The sequence below is a fragment of the Vibrio sp. 10N genome, assembly GCF_036245475.1.
In the GTDB taxonomy this organism is placed as follows: domain Bacteria; phylum Pseudomonadota; class Gammaproteobacteria; order Enterobacterales; family Vibrionaceae; genus Vibrio.
Genome location: NZ_BTPM01000001.1, coordinates 1186589 through 1205878 on the forward strand (window position 1 = coordinate 1186589; position 19290 = coordinate 1205878).

General features: G+C 46.4%; 14 protein-coding genes. 7 read left to right on the plus strand and 7 right to left on the minus strand.

Annotated features, from left to right (window positions below; all coding sequences use genetic code 11):
• Nucleotides 1-7 precede the first annotated feature (7 nt).
• The 4 genes from mukF (at nucleotide 8) to pdxY (ending at nucleotide 7536) form a co-directional block, all read left to right on the plus strand.
• The gene (gene mukF, locus AAA946_RS05655; protein WP_338163983.1) at nucleotides 8-1345 is read left to right on the plus strand and encodes a chromosome partition protein MukF; all 1338 of its coding nucleotides are present in this window, start codon (nucleotides 8-10) and stop codon (nucleotides 1343-1345) included.
• A complete protein-coding gene (gene mukE / locus AAA946_RS05660; protein ID WP_338163984.1) occupies nucleotides 1326-2069 on the plus strand; it encodes a chromosome partition protein MukE in 744 nt (247 codons plus the stop codon). The genes mukF and mukE overlap by 20 nt, the downstream gene beginning before the upstream one ends.
• Entirely contained in the window at nucleotides 2066-6514 is a 4449-nt protein-coding gene (mukB, locus tag AAA946_RS05665) for a chromosome partition protein MukB (RefSeq protein ID WP_338163985.1), read from the plus strand. Before mukE ends, mukB begins: the two co-directional genes overlap by 4 nt.
• A gap of 167 nt (nucleotides 6515-6681) precedes the next feature.
• Nucleotides 6682-7536 (plus strand): pyridoxal kinase PdxY, encoded by an 855-nt coding sequence (gene pdxY / locus AAA946_RS05670; RefSeq protein WP_338163986.1) that lies wholly within the window; start codon nucleotides 6682-6684, stop codon nucleotides 7534-7536.
• A 262-nt stretch (nucleotides 7537-7798) separates the two neighbouring features.
• Here the strand turns inward: pdxY and rsmS are convergent, their stop codons facing one another.
• From rsmS to dinG, 4 genes are read right to left on the minus strand one after another with little or no spacing between them, the layout of a single operon-like run.
• On the minus strand, nucleotides 7799-7954 hold the full coding sequence (rsmS, locus tag AAA946_RS05675) for a pleiotropic regulatory protein RsmS (protein WP_042474394.1): 156 nt from the start codon (nucleotides 7952-7954) through the stop codon (nucleotides 7799-7801).
• Nucleotides 7954-8457: a primosomal replication protein PriC gene (gene priC / locus AAA946_RS05680; protein ID WP_338163987.1), complete on the minus strand. Its 504-nt coding sequence runs from the start codon at nucleotides 8455-8457 to the stop codon at nucleotides 7954-7956. The genes rsmS and priC overlap by 1 nt, the downstream gene beginning before the upstream one ends.
• Before the next feature lie 25 nt (nucleotides 8458-8482).
• A complete protein-coding gene (locus tag AAA946_RS05685; RefSeq protein WP_338163988.1) occupies nucleotides 8483-9253 on the minus strand; it encodes a sulfite exporter TauE/SafE family protein in 771 nt (256 codons plus the stop codon).
• A gap of 15 nt (nucleotides 9254-9268) precedes the next feature.
• Nucleotides 9269-11344, minus strand: coding sequence for an ATP-dependent DNA helicase DinG (gene dinG / locus AAA946_RS05690; RefSeq protein WP_338163989.1), 2076 nt, complete (start codon nucleotides 11342-11344; stop codon nucleotides 9269-9271).
• Nucleotides 11345-11878: 534 nt separating this feature from the next.
• Between dinG and AAA946_RS05695 the strand changes: the two genes are divergently transcribed.
• The 3 genes from AAA946_RS05695 (at nucleotide 11879) to AAA946_RS05705 (ending at nucleotide 16317) form a co-directional block, all read left to right on the plus strand.
• Entirely contained in the window at nucleotides 11879-12907 is a 1029-nt protein-coding gene (locus AAA946_RS05695) for a porin (RefSeq protein WP_338163990.1), read from the plus strand.
• A gap of 172 nt (nucleotides 12908-13079) precedes the next feature.
• Nucleotides 13080-13769, plus strand: coding sequence for a YccT family protein (locus tag AAA946_RS05700; protein WP_338163991.1), 690 nt, complete (start codon nucleotides 13080-13082; stop codon nucleotides 13767-13769).
• A gap of 136 nt (nucleotides 13770-13905) precedes the next feature.
• Nucleotides 13906-16317: an MMPL family transporter gene (locus AAA946_RS05705; protein WP_338163992.1), complete on the plus strand. Its 2412-nt coding sequence runs from the start codon at nucleotides 13906-13908 to the stop codon at nucleotides 16315-16317.
• A 23-nt stretch (nucleotides 16318-16340) separates the two neighbouring features.
• Here AAA946_RS05705 and AAA946_RS05710 read toward each other — a convergent pair whose 3' ends face one another.
• The 3 genes from AAA946_RS05710 to AAA946_RS05720 form a co-directional block, all read right to left on the minus strand.
• On the minus strand, nucleotides 16341-17201 hold the full coding sequence (locus AAA946_RS05710) for a TonB-dependent receptor (RefSeq protein ID WP_338163993.1): 861 nt from the start codon (nucleotides 17199-17201) through the stop codon (nucleotides 16341-16343).
• A 145-nt stretch (nucleotides 17202-17346) separates the two neighbouring features.
• The gene (locus AAA946_RS05715) at nucleotides 17347-18699 is read right to left on the minus strand and encodes a DUF4397 domain-containing protein (RefSeq protein ID WP_338163994.1); all 1353 of its coding nucleotides are present in this window, start codon (nucleotides 18697-18699) and stop codon (nucleotides 17347-17349) included.
• Between the two features lie 119 nt (nucleotides 18700-18818).
• On the minus strand, nucleotides 18819-19256 hold the full coding sequence (locus AAA946_RS05720; protein WP_338163995.1) for a dCMP deaminase family protein: 438 nt from the start codon (nucleotides 19254-19256) through the stop codon (nucleotides 18819-18821).
• Nucleotides 19257-19290 lie beyond the last annotated feature (34 nt).

Here is a 19290-nt window from a genome sequence, read left to right on the forward strand (position 1 = left end):
AAAGACCATGAGTGATAACACTCTCAATGCTGACGACCGACCGATAGACGAGCTAGTCGGATGGGTCAAACAGCATGACTTTGCGTTGAATCTTTCCACTGAACGGTTGGCGTTTCTCATCTCCATCGCGGTGTTGAGTAATGAAAGATTTGATGAAGAATTGGGCGAGGGCGAGTTGCATGATGCATTTAAGATCGTCACCGGGCAGTTTGAGCAAACAGGCGAAGCCACCGCGTTTCGTGCGAACAATGCGATTAATGAACTGGTCAAGCAGCGTCTATTGAGCCGCTTTACCAGTGAAATCAATGATGGGGCGAGCATTTACAGGCTAAGCCCTCTTGCCATTGGTATCACCGATTATTACGTCAGACATCGCGAATTTTCCAAGTTACGACTCTCTATCCAGCTTTCAATGGTGGCAGGTGAGATGGCAAAAGCCATTGAAGCCGCGCAAGAAGGCGGGACAGTGGCCCATTGGCGCAAAAATGTATTTGGCGTGTTGAAGTACTCCGTGGGCGAGATTTTCGACCAGATCGATCTTAACCAGCGTGTAATGGATGAACAGCAGCAATCGGTGAAACTTCAAATTGCTGAGTTGCTTAACAAAGATTGGCGTGATGCCATCAATAATTGTGAAACGCTGTTATCGGAAACCTCAGCCACGCTACGAGAGCTGCAAGATACGTTGCAAGCGGCGGGCGATGAGCTGCAAACCCAGATTTTAGACATTCAAGAAATCGTCTATGGCGATGACGAACTCGAGTTCGTTGGTGAAGCGCTGTTTGGCTTGCAGATGAAACTCGATCGCATCATTAGCTGGGGTCAGCAAGCGATTGATTTGTGGATCGGTTATGACCGTCACGTGCACAAATTCATCCGTACTGCGATCGATATGGATCAAAACCGCGCCTTTAGCCAAAGATTGCGCCAATCGGTCACAGACTATTTTGACGCTCCTTGGTATCTCACTTATGCCGATGCTGAGAAGCTCACCGACCTTCGTGATGAAGCCCTTGTGCTTCGAAATGCAGAAGTGACCGGTGCCGTACCACTTGAAGTGGAATACGAAGAATTTGAACAAGTAAATGATGAGCTCGCTGAGCGCATTGGAGACATGCTGAAAGTACATAAAGAGCAAGGCACTCCAATCGATCTTGGCTTGGTGCTACGCGATTACCTCGCGTCACACCCACATACTCACCATTTTGATCTCGCAAGAATTGTTGTAGACCAAGCCGTTCGATTGGGTTACTCCCAGTCCGATTACTCGGCTATTCAGCCAGACTGGCAAGCTATCAACGATTTTGGCGCAAAGGTACAAGCAAATGTCATCGACAAATATTGACGAATACATGCCAGAGAAACTGGCAAAAGCGATCACCAACCCGCTGTTTCCAGCACTGGATAGTGCACTGCGCGCGGGAAGGCATATTTCATCTGAAGACCTAGATAATCACGCACTACTTTGTGATTTTGAGGTTGAACTGGCGAGTTTCTATCAGCGCTACAACACCGAGCTGGTGAAAGCGCCGGAAGGCTTTTTCTATCTGCGCCCCCGCTCAACGACATTGATTGGTCGAAGTGTGTTATCAGAGCTTGATATGCTGGTAGGTAAGGTTCTGTGTTTCCTATACCTCAGCCCTGAGCGTCTTGCCCATGAAGGTATCTTTACTAACCAAGAGCTTTATGAAGAAATCCTAGCACTAGCAGATGAAAAGAAGCTGATGCGCTTAGTGACTAACCGTGCAACGGGTTCTGATTTAGACAAAGAAAAGCTGTTTGAAAAAGTGCGTACTTCACTGCGCCGTCTACGTCGCCTAGGTATGACGATCTCAATTGGCGATACCGACAAATTCCGCATCAGTGAAGCTGTGTTCCGCTTTGGTGCTGACGTTCGTGTTGGTGACGATATGCGTGAAGCGCAGCTTCGTCTCATCCGTGACGGTGAAGCCGTGGTGCATACACAAGCCCCATCGCAAGGCAGCTTGATCCCAACAGATGAAGGCAGCGACTCAGTTGAGTCAAATGACAACGATACAGAGAACAATCAACAGGAGGCTGACGCATGATTGAAAGAGGTAAGTATCAATCGATGACGATGGTCAACTGGAACGGCTTCTTTGCACGTACCTTTGACATCGACACACTAGTCACCACGCTTTCTGGTGGTAACGGTGCGGGTAAATCGACCACCATGGCTTCGTTCATTACCGCGCTAATTCCAGACCAAAGTCTGCTGCACTTTAGAAACACGACCGAAGCGGGGAGCTCTCAAGCCTCTCGTGACAAAGGTTTGTACGGTAAGCTGCAGCCGGGTACCTGTTACTCTGCCCTGGATGTGGTGAACTCACGTAACCAACGCGTTTTGTTTGTAGTTAAGCTACAACAAGTCGCGGGTCGTGATAAAAAAGTGGATATCAAGCCATTCATTGTTCAGGGCTTGCCAAGCAACGTAAAACCAACCGACATTCTGATTGAAGCGGTATCGGATAACCACGCTCGCGTACGTCCAATCAATGAAGTAAAAGACGCAGTAAGCGCAATGGAAGGCGTACATTTTAAAGCCTTCAACTCAATTGTGGATTACCACGCACAGATGTTTGAGTTTGGTGTGCTACCGAAGAAACTGCGTAACAGCAGCGATCGCTCTAAGTTCTATCGCCTAATTGAAGCCTCACTTTACGGTGGTATTTCAAGTGCGATTACCCGTTCACTTCGTGACTACTTATTGCCACAAAACGGCGGCGTGAAGAAAGCGTTCCAAGATATGGAATCCGCACTACGTGAAAACCGTTTAACGCTAGAAGCGATCAAAACCACTCAAGCGGACCGTGATCTGTTTAAGCATTTGATCACCGAGTCGACTAACTACGTGGCAGCTGATTACATGCGCCATGCAAACGAGCGTCGCAATAAGCTTGAGACAACGATGAAGCTTCGTGGCGAGCTGTTTGGTTCTCGTCAAACGCTTATCGCTCAAAACGAACTACTTAACAAGGTTCAGCAAGAGCTGACGCTGTTGGTTGAGAATGAATCAGGTTTAGAGCAAGACCATCAAGCAGCACAAGACCACCTGTTATTGGTGCAAAACGCGCTGCGTCAGCAAGAGAAGATTGAGCGCTACCAAGAAGATCTTGAAGAGCTAAACGAGCGTCTTGAAGAGCAGATGATGGTTGTGGAAGAAGCGAGTGAGCGTAAGCTTGCCGCTGAAGAGCAGGCAACATTTGCTGAAGAAGAGGTGGATAGCCTTAAGACTCAGCTCGCCGATTACCAGCAAGCGCTGGATGTTCAGCAGACTCGTGCACTTCAATATCAACAAGCGGTACAAGCCCTTGAGAAAGCCCGTAACCTGCTTGAAAACGATTCATTGAATCAAGACGGCGCAACTGAAACGCTGAGCCAACTAAAATCGCAAGAATCACAAAGCACAACCGAGCTTCTTGAGCTGAAACATCGCCTTGACATGTCATCGGCTGCGGCGCAGCAGTTTGAACAAGCGTTATCGTTGGTGAAGCAGATTGCCGGTGATGTAGCGCGCAGTGAAGCGAGCCAAGTTGCGAAAGCAGCGATCAAGCAAGCGGACGAGCATCGTCAGCGACTTAAAAATGAATCTCAGCTTCGCGCTCAATATCGTGAACTTGAGAAAAACATTGAGCGCCAGCAGCAAGCGCAGAAGCTTGCAAATGATCTAGGTGAGGCTGGTATCCGTGTGGATAGCGAAGCTGATCTAGAAATGGAAGCGGAGAGCCAACGCGAACGCGTCCTTGAGTGTGAGCAGCAGTTGGAAGCTCTTCGTGAAGCATCTGGCGAAATCAAACAGCGCGAACAAGAGTTTGTGTCTGAGATCAGCAAGCTAGAGAGTTACGCGCCGAAATGGATCAAGTCTTTCAATGTTCTGGAAGATCTTCGTGAGCAGAGCGGAATGGAGCTGGTGGATCGTGCAGATGTCATTAGTTCAATGCAAACCACGAATGACAATGAGCGTAAGACCTCTTTCGAGCGTGACTCGCTGGCGAAACGCCGTGAAGAGCTAGAACTTGAGATTGAGCGCCTAGCATCACCGGGTGGCTCCAACGATCCGCGCTTAAAGGGTCTTGCGGATACGCTTGGCGGCGTTCTTCTGTCTGAAATTTATGACGATATCACCATCGATGACGCCCCTTACTTCAGTGCTATGTATGGCCCAGCGCGTCATGCTATCGTGGTATCAAACCTAGACGGCATCAAAGAAAAGCTGGTTGAGCTTGATGATTGTCCAGAGGATCTTTATATCATTGAAGGTGATATCGATGCCTTTGATGACAGTTCATTTGATGCCGATGAGCTGGACGGGGCGGTATGCGTTCAACTGAATGATCGCCAGCTACGTTACTCGCGTTTTCCTACGATCCCATTGTTTGGCCGTGCAGCGCGCGAGCAGCGTTTAGAGCTACTTCGCGAGCAGCGTGAAGAAACCGTTGAAAAGCATGCCAAAGCGGCGTTTGACGCGCAGAAACTTCAGCGTCTATATCAAGCGTTCAATGCATTTGCCGCAGAACACATGCAATTAGCGTTTGAGGCCGATCCTGAAGTGGAATTGGCACGTTTACGTGAGCTTCGTAGTCAAGTAGCGCGTGAGCTTAACGACAACAAACAGCGCGAGCAGCAAGCCAGTGCGCAGCTTTCGAAATCTAAACAGTGTGTGACACTTCTGGATCGTCTATCGATTTCAGCGAACGTATTGTTTGATGAGACACTCATTGAGCGTCATCAAGAGCTTCAGGCACAAATTGACGATCTGAACGGTGCGAAGCGCTACATTCAGCAGTATGGTGCAGCGGCGGATAAGCTTGCGACTGTCGTCAATGTTCTAGACAGTGACCCAGAGCAGTTTGATGCGTTAACCAATCAATACCAAAACGCAGACCAAGCGCTGCAAGCACTCAAAGCACAGATCTTTGCCGTTGCAGATCTGGCTGAGCGTCGTCCTTACTTCGCCTATGCTGATTCCATGGACATGCTTAACCAAAGCAGTGAACTGAGTGAGCAGCTAAAAGCCAAATTGGTACAAGCGGAAGCGACTCGCGCACGACTTCGCGAAGGTCTGAAGCAGGTTCAAGAACAAGCAAACCAATATAACCAAGTGCTTGCGTCACTTAAGAGTTCACATCAAGCGAAGCTTGAAACGGTTCAAGAGTTTAAAGCTGAACTGCAAGAGTACGGCATTGTCCCGGATGACTCAGCGTTAGAACGTGCTGAGAAGCGTCGCGACGAGTTGCACCTAGCACTGCAAACCTCTCGCACTCGCAAGTCTGAGTACGAGAAGACCATGACGTCGACTGAGCTTGAAATGAAAGGTTTGGCGAAGCGTCTTAAGAAGGTACAGAAAGAGTACATTGAGCTTCGCACCTATGTGGTTGCCGCGAAAGCCGGTTGGTGTAGCGTACTGCGTTTGGCGAAAGCAAACGATGTTGAACGCCGTCTGCATAAGCGTGAATTGGCGTACATGAGTGCGGGTGAACTGCGCTCTATGTCGGATAAATCTCTAGGTGCATTGCGACTTGCAGTGGCGGACAATGAAGATCTTCGCGATTCACTGCGTCAGTCCGAAGATACCTCGAAGCCTGAGCGTAAGGTTCTGTTCTACATTGCCGTCTATCAGCACCTTCGTGAGCGTATTCGTCAAGATATCATCCGTACTGACGATCCAGTAGAAGCGATTGAAGAGATGGAAGTGGAGTTGGCTCGTCTGACGGAAGAGCTGACTCAACGCGAAAACCGCCTAGCAATCAGCTCTGAGTCGGTGTCGAGCATCATCAAGAAAACGATTCAGCGTGAGCAGAACCGCATTCGTATGCTTAACCAAGGTTTGTCGAACATTCACTTCGGTCAGGTTAAGGGCGTTCGTCTGAATGTGAAGATCCGTGAAAGTCATGAGCAGTTGCTGGTGGCACTTACTGATGAGCACAAAGATCTGTTTGAAACTTCGCGCTACACCTTCTCTGAAGCAATGGCAAAACTGTTCCAACGTGTAAACCCACATATCGATATGGGTCAGCGCTCTCCACAAGTATTGGGTGAAGAGCTGTTGGATTACCGTAATTACCTAGAGCTAAGCGTCGAAGTAAACCGTGGTTCCGATGGTTGGCTACAAGCGGAATCAGGCGCGCTGTCAACAGGTGAAGCGATCGGTACTGGTCAGTCAATTCTATTGATGGTCGTTCAGAGCTGGGAAGAAGAATCTCGACGCTTGCGCAGCAAAGACATTTTGCCATGTCGTCTGTTGTTCCTTGATGAGGCAGCACGTCTTGATGCGAAGTCAATTGCGACCTTGTTTGAGCTTTGTGACCGTCAGGGTATGCAATTATTGATTGCAGCGCCTGAGAACATCAGTCCAGAGAAAGGGACCACGTATAAGCTAGTGCGTAAGGTGTTCAAAGACCATGAGCATGTACACGTTGTCGGTCTACGAGGCTTTGGTGAAAACAAGCGATTGGAACAAGCTGAGCAGTTAGTCGAACAGGCAACGGTTTAGTGAGCAAGGTTTAAGCCATGAAGTAAAATCCGATATTGGTTTCCAATATCGGATTTTTTGGTTCTGGACTAACGGTTCTATTTTTAGTTTACAACTTGTCTGCAGGTAGGACTCTCCCCATATTAAAGTGGTAGTCAAAATAATTTATTGTGCAGTGAGGAGCATTCATGAAAGGTATTATCTCAATCCAGTCTCATGTCGTGTATGGGCATGCAGGCAACAGTTCGGCCGTTTTCCCAATGCAAAGAATGGGGTTTGAGGTATGGCCAATTCATACTGTTCAGTTCTCGAATCATACCCAATATCAACAAGGGTGGAAGGGTAAGGCATTTTCAGCAGATGACATATCCGAGTTAATTTCAGGCATTGCCAGTATTGAGCAGCTCAAAAACTGCCAAGCGCTATTGTCTGGTTATCAGGGGAGTGCAGATCAATGTCTCGCAGTTCTTGATGCAGTGCGCCAAGTCAAAGCTCAAAATCCTGACGCAATTTATGTCTGTGACCCTGTCATGGGCGATCCAGAGAAGGGTTGCATTGTTCCGCAAGGGACGACTGAATACTTGGTCAACGATGTGATGCCAAGTGCCGATGTCATTGTGCCGAATCAATTTGAGCTGGCTCAGTTTACCAATATGGAAATTACGGACTTAGAGAGTGCGGTCGTTGCTTGCCAAAAGGCCCTGTCTCTGGGTCCTAAAGTGGTGTTGGTCAAACATCTACATAGTGTTTCTGATGACAAGTTTACCATGATGCTGGCGACAGAATCGGGATGTTTTATTGCGCAGCGTCCACACCTCAAATTTGCAAAGCAGCCAGTTGGGGTAGGGGATCTTATTTCTGCGCTATTTACTGCGGGACTTTTAAAAGGCTGGTCGGCCGAGCAAGCGTTTGAGCATGCCAATAATGCGAGCTATGCAGTGCTTAAGGAAACACAGCAAAGAGGAGAGTGGGAACTTCAGACCATAGCGGCGCAGGGAGAGTTAGTGGCACCAACGGAGCGATTTCCCATTGTAGAGGTGTAGAACTGGTATACGTTGTTGATCGCTTAAAGCTGGGCTTTTAGTGAACTTCAATCTGTTCTTCAACCAGAAGGACAACAATATCGTCATCCCCTTGAAAAAGGGGATCTTTCACAGCGCACTGTGTACTTTAATTGAACGACTAGTCACATGTTTTTAGTTTTCCACACGCTGTGGAAGATCCTCACTTTCGTGAGGATGATGCGATGGGCAGTGAGGATGACGCGATGTAAAGTGATCAGTTGAGGAAGGTACTTGTAGAAAACTAGCTCTCAATTTTTTTTAAGAGATCACCTTTCACTATCTCAAGTGCCTCTAAGGCCACTTTCGGATCGATCTCATTGCTCTCCAGTAAGAAGATCAGATCCACAGCGAGTTTGATTTCCTCTGGAGCACTGTCTAAGCCCGTTTCATTCGACATTAGATAAATTTCATCCTTTGATTGATCGTATATTGAATCTGGTTCATAGCACTGCGGCAGCGTTGCAGTCTTTGCTCTGTCTCGATCAGTGATTGCTGATCTTGTGGGTTCTGTTCTTTATCGCGAACTAACTGACAAAGTTTTTGCTCCCATACCTTATGCTGAGCAAGTGACGCTTTAAGTTCAGCCAATGATTTTTGCTGAGCCGAATCTTGTTTAATATTAGGAGTTGTTGCGAGTACTCTTTCTAGCGCTTCTAACTGGCATGAAAACTTATCAACGAGTGTTTCAGATGTACTATGGCTTGCTGAAATCTGGCTAAGCGTAACAATTTTATTCAGTAAGGACTCGGTTTCAATGACGCAAGGTAAGATACGAAAACCACTGGATTGAAATAGATGTTCATCAAACAGTCGTACCTTTACCTGCTTATTTGATTCATCAAATGCTTTGGCCTTTTGCTTGAGAATGTGTAATCGTGACTTGAGTTGCTCGAGTTTCATCCGCCGTATACTCTAATGCCGTGGCCTATAGCCATGCGTCATAGGCAAGTTTGATTGCTAGGATACTCACTACCGTTACAAAGATAGGTCTTATAAATTTAGCACCAAATTTAATGGCCGAATGTGCGCCAATATACGCACCAACCATTAAACAGACACCCATGGTTAGGCCAAGCACCCAGTTAATATGGCCAAGCACCGCAAAGGTGATAAGCGATGTAAAATTACTGGTGAAGTTCATCGCTTTGGATAGGCCAGAAGCAAACAGGATGTTTAGGCGATAAAGTGCCATCGAGCTTACCGTCCAAAACGCGCCTGTACCGGGGCCAGCTACGCCGTCATAGAAGCCAAGAGATAACCCTTGAAGGTACTGCTTACGATTGAATTTAGGGCATCCAACGTTCACTTTGCTATGCTCCCCTTGAGGAGAGCGATGGAAAACGGTGTAAAGCGCTGCAGCTAGAATCACAAGCGGAAGAACTTTTTCTAACCACTCGGTGCTGATCATATCGACGACAAGAGTTCCAAGCGTGGCACCAATTAAGGTTGCCACAAAAGCCCGCATCCAGCACTCAGGTCTAAACAGTCTTTTACGGTAATAAGTAAAAGCCGCGGTCGATGAAGCGAATGTCGCCGCGAGTTTGTTGGTGCCAAGGGCGATATGCGGAGGCAGGCCTAAAGACAGCAATGCTGGTACAGTGAGCATGCCACCGCCACCGGCGACGGCATCAATAAAACCCGCAGCAAAAGCGACGATAGCCAAAATAACCAACATACTTGGTTCGATAAATTCCATCGAGACGAAAGACCCTTAGTATTCTATTGTTCTTTTAAATGGGGGTAGGGAATCAAGCAAAGATTTGCCATACCTTTTAGTGACGATTCGCCTATCCAGAATATAGAGGGTGCCACAGTCCCTTTCTTTCCTCAGCAAACGGCCCGCCGATTGTATCAGCTTTTTACTGGCTTCTGGAACTGTAATCTGGAGAAATGCATTACCACCTTTGCTTTCGATATATTCCGCATGAGCTTGCTCGATAGGAGAGGTGGGTACAGCGAACGGTATTTTGGTGATCACTAAGTTCTCTAGTAGTTCGCCAGGCAAATCCAGTCCTTCTGAAAAGCTCCCTGTTCCAAAAAGTACGCTGGTTTTTCCTGACTGAGTCAGGGTTTTATGTTTATTTAGGATTTCTGAGCGTGATTTTTCACCTTGAGTTTGCAAATGCCAACCCTTGAGAGCGAATTTGGTTTTGAGTTCGTCCGCGACTTTGTTCATTTGCCAATATGAAGAGAACAGTACGAGATTGCTTTTACCCTCTTCGATGATAGTAGGTATTTTTTCTACCAGTTCATCGGTAAACTGAGGTGCTTGTGGCTCATTGTTCATTTTTGGCACAATCAACTCGGCTTGCTCTGCGTAGTTAAACGGCGACGCTAAGGCTAAGAACTGCACGCCATCGTCGTCTTTTTGGCTGATTCCCGCTTGGTGACAGAAAAAAGAGAAAGAGTTAAGGGCACGCATGGTTGCTGAAACCAGCACAGCACCAATGCAGCGTGACCAAATTTGTTGGTCTAACTGCCAGCCCACTTCGAGAGGCGCAACACTCACGAGGTGGTCGCCTTCTCGCTCCTTGCTTTTCTCAATCCATCTCGCCAGTGGGGCGCCTTTTTCTTTTTGTGGCTCCGCCATTAAACGCCAAACAGCTGCGAGATTGTCGAATCTTTGGATATAAAAGCCGAGTTCGGCCAATGCTGGCTCTGCAAGTTTAGCGCTGACTTCACCATCTTTTAGACGCTCTGATATGAGGTCGGCTATTTTGGCCGAGGCTTGAGCCCCTTTTTGCGAATATTGCTTAAGTACTTTCGCTTGTTCTTCTAGCCATGAAGGCAGCTCGCCATTTTCAAATCGACAGCTGCCTTCTTCGAAGGGTAAGCCGCTGCAGTAGGTATTGACCTCCCCAAGTAGTGGAATCAGTTGCTGGATTGCATCTTGTAGCTCGTTTCTGAATCGACTCACGCGCTTTTCATCCGCTAACCCTGAAAACTTGCTAGCAGACTGATTGAGTCTTTCCAGCCAACTGCCGGCACTTTTTAACGTTGCAGATGCAGAGGCATGGTCTCTTGCCACGTGAGGGAGGTGATGTGCTTCATCGAAGATGAAGATGGTGTTTTCTGGCTCGGGAAGAATAACGCCACCCCCTAGGTCTGCATCGGCCATGACCAAACTGTGGTTAGCGATAATCACATCGTTTTTGTCTAGCTCGGAGCGAGCTTTGGAAAAAGGACAACTACGATGTGCTGGCAAGCTGTTATTGCAGCTATGCTTTTCACTGACGATGGTTTGCCATATGGCATCATCAATCGGTTTTGGCCAGGAGTCTCGGTCACCGTCCCATTTACCTTGCGATAATTTCTCATACATAAGCTGCAATTGAGCAATATCTGATGCTTTCGGTTTAGCTTCAAACATCGCCATTTGGCCACCATCAGCACCGCATGCGACTGCCAGCTTCTCAGCACAGCAATACCGTTGCCTACCCTTAGCAATGATAAAAGAGAAGTTTTGATCCGTGATACGTCGGAATAGCGGCAAATCTTTGTTCAGTAATTGCTCTTGCAGTGCCACTGTAGCGGTAGAAATCACCACTTTACGATTGTTCTGAACCGCAACAGGAATCGCAGCCATTAAATAAGAGAGACTTTTACCAATTCCTGTGCCGGCTTCGGCCACGATCATGCGTGTCGATTTGTGGTATTGGCCACAAAGTGTTTTAGCGATTTCTGAAACAAGGTAGTTCTGGGCACGCCTAGGAACAAAGTTATCTAACTGGTTTTGTAAGTTTTGATAACTCTGGCGAATGGATGTTTGGATTTTACTGGTCAGCATGATGAGCCCTATGTAGACGAGCGGCGAGTGTACCACACTTCGAGGTGCGAAAAATATCAGCAAGTAAGTGCACATTTACGGCGGATATTTAGATCGAAATCACAAAATCTAAGTGAACTTTCATTGATGAGGATATTTTTCATTTTGTAAAAAATATAAAACTCCAAAAAATATATCTTGCTAGTGATTTATTCTAAATTGACGCTATTGTAGTAGGTGTTGTTGGAGTGTTGTATAGGTTTGGGCTTTGAAATCCTTGCTGAGCTTGTAATTGAAAGGTGTTCAAAAAACTTGCGCTCAGTCACGGGGTTTTTATTAAGTTGATGAAATTTAAGGTTTTATATAATTTTGAGTTTTTTGTTTAGAGTGTTTGACAAGTCCTTATAACTTTTGCATTCTTGGTTCCGAGATTTAAAGACGCTAAGTCAACCAAAGGACAAAAGGTTGTCGTTCTTATGGAAGATTTAGACGTCACATATATTAAAAAAGGGAACCGAAAAGGAATTCCCATCTAAGAAAAGGCAGTGGATTATCATGAAAAAAACTCTAGTAGCTTTAGCTGTACTAGCAGCTGGTTCTGCGCAAGCAGGTATCGAACTTTACAACCAAGACAAAGTAACTGTTAACATGACAGGTGACGTTGAGGTTGTTTACAAGAAAGCTGAAACTGAAGGCGCTGAATTCCAACAAGAAATTCAAGACGCAGACTTCGGTTTTGACACTCGTTACGCAGTAAACGACGATCTACAAATCGGCGCATACTGGGAATTCTCTGGCGACAAAGGCCAAGCGGACACTGGTGACGTTTACATGGCGTTCTACTCTCAGTCTGTAGGTTCTATCAAGTTTGGTAAGACTGCTACTGCACTTGATGATGCAGGTATCGGCGGCGACTACCAGTTCGGCATCAACTCTTTCTTCAGCAATGGTACTCCATTCTCTGGTGACGAAGCAGTTCGCTACGACATCGACAAAGGCACTTTCTACGGTACAGTTGCATTCCTACAAGATAAGAACCAAAACAACGGTCTTGGTGAAGACGGCACTTACTTTGATGCTAAACTAGGTGCACGTGTTGCTGACTTTGACTTTACTGGTTTCGTAGGTAAAGCTAAGTTCAAAGGCACTACTTCTAAAACGACTCAAAAAGTAGAGCTTGACGCTAACGGTGATGCTACAGGTAACATCATTAACCAAACTGTAACTACTCCATTTGACGCAGACGAAACTCTATACGCTCTAGAAGCTCGTTACGCTGGTGTTGAGAACCTAAACCTAGCAGCAGGTTACTACTCACTAGACGGTGACGCAAAAGTTCCTGGTGTAGACGTTAAAACTGATACATTCGGTCTATCTGCAGACTACACATTCAATGCAGTAACTGTAGGCGCTGGTTACAGCCGCTCTTCTACGGACCTTGCTAACTCTGAAGACCAAAACAACTGGTACCTAAACGCAGCTTACTCTCTAGCTCCTTCAACTAAAGCTTACGCGGAAGTTGGTGGTAACGATGCAGACAACAGCCAAACTGGTATCGCTATCGGTCTTAAAGCTGAATTCTAATCCAGCTTTAATATAGATACTCTAAGCCACCCTATTGGGTGGCTTTTTTGATCGCTGAATAAAATGTCTCAATAAAGCTAAAAAAAGCTTTAGTTAAAAAAATGCTGTGGCATGATTGGAGGCGTACCGAGTGTTTGTAGGTGCAAAGGCCTAATTAAGGAGAGTTAGTCACGTGAAAAAGTCTGTTATCACGGTTTTATTGGCAGCAAGTTCTGCTTTCGGTGTAAGCGCTGCCACTTTAACGCCAATGAATGGTGTGTCGTTGCTGTATGTCAATGGACAGGAAGCTGAATCGAAAATACGTTCGAATGACGTTGAATCTGGCACTACTCAAGTGGTGGTGCGTATGGATAAAAAAGTGGGACGCGGAAGCAGTCAATCGGTTTACACGTCCGCTCCTTATGTCATCACTTTTAATATCAGTGGTGACGAAGTTAAGATTAACCACCCTGTGGCACGCAGCAAGCAAGAAGCAAGCGCAGCATTTCGTTTACCTGAGCCAGAGTGGCGCATTACTCAAGATGGCAATACCTTATCTTATACCGTCGAAAAGCTTAAAGGTCGTGACGGAGCGTTCCCTTATTCGGGGATCAGTGAGCTAATTGCTGATTACAATGAGCAACGTGGAATCACATTCTCAGGCCAGCCAGCAAATGAAGGGGTAGCCGCGACCACCGCAGCAGCTACAACCGCAGCAGTTGCCTCGTCAGCACCTAAAGCTGAAGCTGTGAAAGTCTCTAAGTCTAAAACAGCAGTGGCCAGTGCTGAGTCAACGAATATGGAACAGCTTCAAGCACTGTATCTAAAAGCCTCTAAAGCTGAACGTAAAGAATTTCGTAAGTGGATGATTGATCAAGACTAATTGATCGGTCGAATCTCAATTATTTATTAAGGGGCTAAATGCCCCTTTTTTGTATCTAACTAACAGGAAACTAACCCTAGTTTGCTCAGAACTAGGTTATCATTACTCTTATTGTCCTGTTGTTAACGTCTAATCTGTGAACCGTCTATTTTCTCTGATTCAACGCTTTCCAAAGCTTGTTCTTCTCTTTGTCGTCTTCATTACTGGTGTTGCTAGCTGGTATGGGCAGCAGCATTTTAAAATGAATGCTGACTTGTCCTCATTAGTTGAGCAACAAGGTGCTTGGGTTGATGATCTTGATTACTTAAGCGATACCTTTCCCGAGTCGGGTAACGTAACGTTGTTAGTCACGAGCGTAGATGGTTCTATGCTTAAAAGCCATGTCGCTTCTATTGTTGAACAGTTACGGAAACAGACCATAATTCGAGAAATATTTGTCCCGCAATTACTGCCTTGGTTTGAAACATACCCGCTCGGTTTTATCAACCAAGATGAGTTTGAGCGTGTCGAGGCAGTGACGCGCGATACCATTAAGCCAGCAGCAATAGCGGCACAAGCGAACAGTCTTGAGCTTTATTTTGGGCAACTCGCCACTAGCAAGCAGCCTAATTTAGCACCACTTCTGAGTGCGACCGACAATGAAGTGGTCGATTGGAAGCTACTGGTTCAGAATAATCTGACAACGCCGACCGCCTACGCTATCACCTTAGTCGCTGAAGCGGATGCATCGGCAACAGAGCCTAACCGTGCGATTATTGAGGCGGTTAATACCAGTATCAATAATGCCAACTTACCATCAGATGTCGTTGTGAAAGTGACAGGTCAAGCCGCCCTCGATTTTGATGAGATAGTTGATGCCAACAGCAGTATTGCGATAGCAGGAAGTGCTTCATTACTTGGTTTAATTCTAATTTTGGCGATTGGTATTCGCTCGTTGAGGGTGATTGTTGCGTGCTACTTGACTGTGTTAGTCGGTTTGGCATGGACGTTTGCCGCAGGTCTTCTTGTCATCGGCCATTACAACACCATCTCTATCGTGTTTATGGTGATGTTCATCGGTTTGGCTGTCGACTTTTCGATTCACCTATGTCTTCATATTCAAGAGCTGAGACTGAAAGGCGAGAGCAATATAGTAGCGATGCGTGATGCCATTGCTCATTCGGTTCGTCCTCTTTCTTTATGCGCTCTTTCTTCTGCGCTTGGTTTTTTAAGTTTTTATCCTACGGCTTATACAGGGCTTGGTGAGCTAGGAGTGGTTTCTGCATTAGGTATGGTGCTTGGGCTTGTTGCGACCTTTATTGTCATTCCTCTTTTCTTTACCTTATTTGGTTATCCGCGAGTGCGCCATCAAGCAGATACACATCGTTTCGCTTGGTTCGGGATGCAGTTAATACGTTATAAGAGTGGGGTGTTCGCAGCAGCCATCGCGTTGATGATAGTGATGGGGTACGGTGCGACCCAGTTCAAGTTCGACTTCTCAACGTTAGTGTTGAAGAACCCTAAGTCGGAATCTGTATTGGCATTGAATCAGTTGCAACAAGAAGGGCTGGGTTCCAGTTACCAATTATACGCTGTTGCGAAAAACCAACAGCAAGCAGAGCAGTGGCAACAAAGTTTAACCAAACAACCTTCAGTGGCTTCGGTGCGAGTCGTTAGCGATTTCTTGCCGAAACACCTTGAAGAAAGGACGCAAAAGATCCAATCGTTATTTACTGGTTCTGGGGATGTGCGACCGATGAGTTACTCTGAATTTGTGGCTCAGGCTAAGGCAAGTCATTGGCAAGGTAGCGAGCGCTTACCCGATGTGATTGAACCGCAGACGGTGGCAGCGCGCTTATTCGAAGCTTTGTCAGGAAGTTTAAGTAATCTCACTCAATCGCAGCTAGTCACCATTGACGCATTACCGACGGTTTTGAGTGAACGTTACATCAGCGAGAAAGGTGAATGGTTGGTCGTGATCTCTCCAAGAGAAGACATGACTAATGTCGATGCATTGGAGACATTTATCCGCGAAAGCAAACAAATTGCACCCAATGCAACTGGCAGAGCGGTTGCGGAGCAAGAAGTGGGCGCCATTATCGTCAGTGCCTTTCAAGCAGCAATCATGATGTCGGTGTTTGCCATTGCATTGATACTGATATGGACTGTTGAAAAAAAGCGTGACGTATTACTTATCTTTATCCCACTTTCTTTAGCATCACTGACGACGCTGGGGCTTATGCATTGGCTAGGATTGTCAATGAACATGGCGAATATCATCGTCATTCCTCTGATCTTTGGTCTGGGCGTAGATAATGGCATACACATTGTGAAGCGTTTTCGTGCGGTGAGAAGTTTGACGGCATTTTTTAAAACGTCAACGCCGAAGGCGTCGCTGGTGAGTTGTTTAACGACGCTGGCAACGTTTGGAGCTTTGATTGTTGCCGATCACCAAGGGATGCACTCCATTGGTCTGGTACTCACTATCGCACTAAGCTGTATTTTGGTGTTTAGTCTCACGCTATTGCCACTATTGCTTGAAGTGACAAAGAAAAAGCCCATTGAATAATGGGCTTGATAACTCTTAGAAGGTTAGAAGCGAGCATCTAGGGTGACGAAGAAGCTCTTTCGTTGACCAAAGCCGAGCTCGCTTATTAGCACCCAGTTGGGGGTGAACTCATATTGCGCGCCGACTAGGCTGTTCCAGTTGTTGGCGAGAGACTGGTTCACTGTGAAAGTGCCATTATCTCCTATCCAACTAGGCAAAGTTATCGGAAGATCTCTAACGTTTCCAGTTAGAGTCTGTTCTATGTTCTGATACTGTGCACCAATCCATGCTCTTATCGGCCAATCAGTATTGCGGGAAAAGTCGTAGCCGATACGAGGCGATACTACGATAGAGTCAATTTCCCCATTTATGACGGTTAAGCTGGTTTTGGTATAGCTAGCATCCACTAATGCAAATACACTTTCATAGCCACCTGCGATAACTGTACCTGCACCATAGGTATAACCATCCAGATCTAAGCGAAATGGCACTGCTAATTCGCTGAGTAGAGTCGTGGAACCAAGCTTAACGTCGGTTATAGTTGTTTCCGAAAATCCATTTAGCTTTCCGCCAATTGCGTAAAAGTTTAAAAATGGTAAGACCCACACGTCCGCTTTAAGGGTAAGAACTTCGCTCTCTTGGTATCCACCTTTTGTAGCTATGTCTAGATTATTAATGATTGGCCCTAGAAATGAATCGAATCCAGAAAGTTTGATAGAATCAACATTGATACCCTGAGACACATTCATATAGCCAAGACTCAATCCAAAAGCTTCAGGCAGGGTGTAGCCTCGCTCTTCTGCTTCTTTTTTGAATAGTGGTAGCTCTATCGCTGAAGCTAGGCTAGGTAGCAACAGCGCTGCCAATGAGAGCGCTTTTAGGGAAAATTTGGCATTAAATGTCATAGGTGTTGTCTACTTAAAAGAGTTGAAGATATACATCAAGATTATAGGTTGGCGGATTGTAGATGAGCAAAGTCTTGATGGAAAGAAGTTTTAACTATGAAAAGGTCGCGGTTGAAACCACGACCTTTAGACCATAGGACGTCTATTATTTATCGATGTTCAACGCAATAGAATCTTCGGTAGCGAACGCCGTAACGACATTGCCGTTGGCTAGCGCTGGCACATTTGTGTTAATAAGCAGTATGTTGGTTGTTCCAGCCTCTGCCACTGCTAGGTCGTAAGTACCGGCCGCGATTTTGAGAACAGCACTATCTTTAAATGATACGCCTTTGAGCACTGCTGTATCCGCTGAAAACGTACCACCGTCGGCAACAGCATGGATGTCCACGAGCGCTGCCGCTGCAGTAGGGTTGGCATGCACTACTCGAACTTTCGCGTAGGTTGCAATGCCGCGAAGGTCGTCTTCAATAATTAATGCTTCCTGAGAGCTATCGTCTAAACGTCCCACAGCAAAAATGGTGGTTTCTGAACCTGCGGAGAAGGTGGCGCCCGGGACGGTGATAACTTGTGGTGATGTTGTACCAGTAGGTGCAACGGCAACGTCCACCGTTCCCGGTGCAATCGCTGTTCCAGCCACGTTTTCATACGTCAGATTGGTTAGTCCTGCAACGGCTGCGTCATTGGCTAGGATATCTACAGCTGGCGCATCTTGAATGGCATGGCCGGCACGCACAATGGCTTTTTCATCAGTATCTCTGAGTACTGTGATCGAACTGCCGTCCGCGACTAACAGATTCACAGGTGAGTCACCCATAGCGCTATTCACTACGTTGGGAACAGCAGTGACCATCAAATCTGTGCCGCCAGGTAAATCTAAATCACCACTGTCGAAAACGACGTCTGCATCAGTACTTTGGCCAGTCGGGGTTATGCGGATACGATAGGTGCTGGCTGGGACTGTAATCGGTAGGTCGGCCGAATCTATCGCAAATGCCAAACCTGAAACGCCTACCGTAGCAGCGCTGATACTGGCATCGGTGGTCAGGTGAATATCTACCGCTCCAACATCAGGGTGCGCATGTAAGACATCAATGCGGACTGAATTACTATCAGGTTTAATTCCAGAGCGTGACAAAATGATTCCCTGCAGTGCAGACGTTTTGTTGAGTGCAAAAACATCGTATTGCATGTCTGGGGCAAAGTTTACGCCGGGTACGGGAAGTACTTCGCTAGCGCTACCGTCCGTACCGATAGCCTCTACTGACAGGTCATACGTTCCAGAGTCGACAGTTATCAGACCGCTGCCGTGCTGGTAGTCTACGTCTGTCAAACCACTCAAAATGGCGCCGTTTGCTTTGATGTTTACCAGTGGGGCATCAGAGCTGGCATGAGTCACACGTACTTGAGTAGATGGATCAGAAGGGTGGTCGGAGTCGCTGCCACAGCCGACAATTGTGATTGCTGCGGCTGCGATAACTGATGTTTTTATGATATTCATGGTAAGCCTCTATGCTCATGTTATTCGCAAAAAGGCTTACGGCGTCAAAATAAAATAAGTTCAAAGTTGATTGCAAAATAAACTATTGGTAAAGCATTATATTGCATATTAATAATGAGTTAGTTTTCTATCGGTAACCAGTCTACAGCTACCCCTGCTTGGTCGAACATATCTTGGCTGAGTGAAATCTTTTCACCCCAGCGTGATAGGAAATCATCTGTTTGAGCAGGACAGTGCACGACAGAAATACCCGTCTGTATTATTTTCGCAGCGCAGTTTGGGCATGGAAAGTGAGTAACCCATATTTCACATCCATCGAGATCACGTTTAGCAAAAAGAATAGCGTTCTCTTCTGCGTGGAGTGTTTTAAGATATTTGGTTTCTCTCTCGTCGATCTCTGCACTGTCGGAAATACCGTGTGGGTAACCATTAAAACCAACAGAGACGATGCGATTTTGTTTAGTAATGACTGCGCCAACTTGCGTAGACGGATCCTTACTCCATGAGCCGACTAATTCAGCCATTTGAATAAATCGTTTTGCCCATTTAGACGCCATAATCTCTCCAATATTGTTGTGTTTACTGTAACGA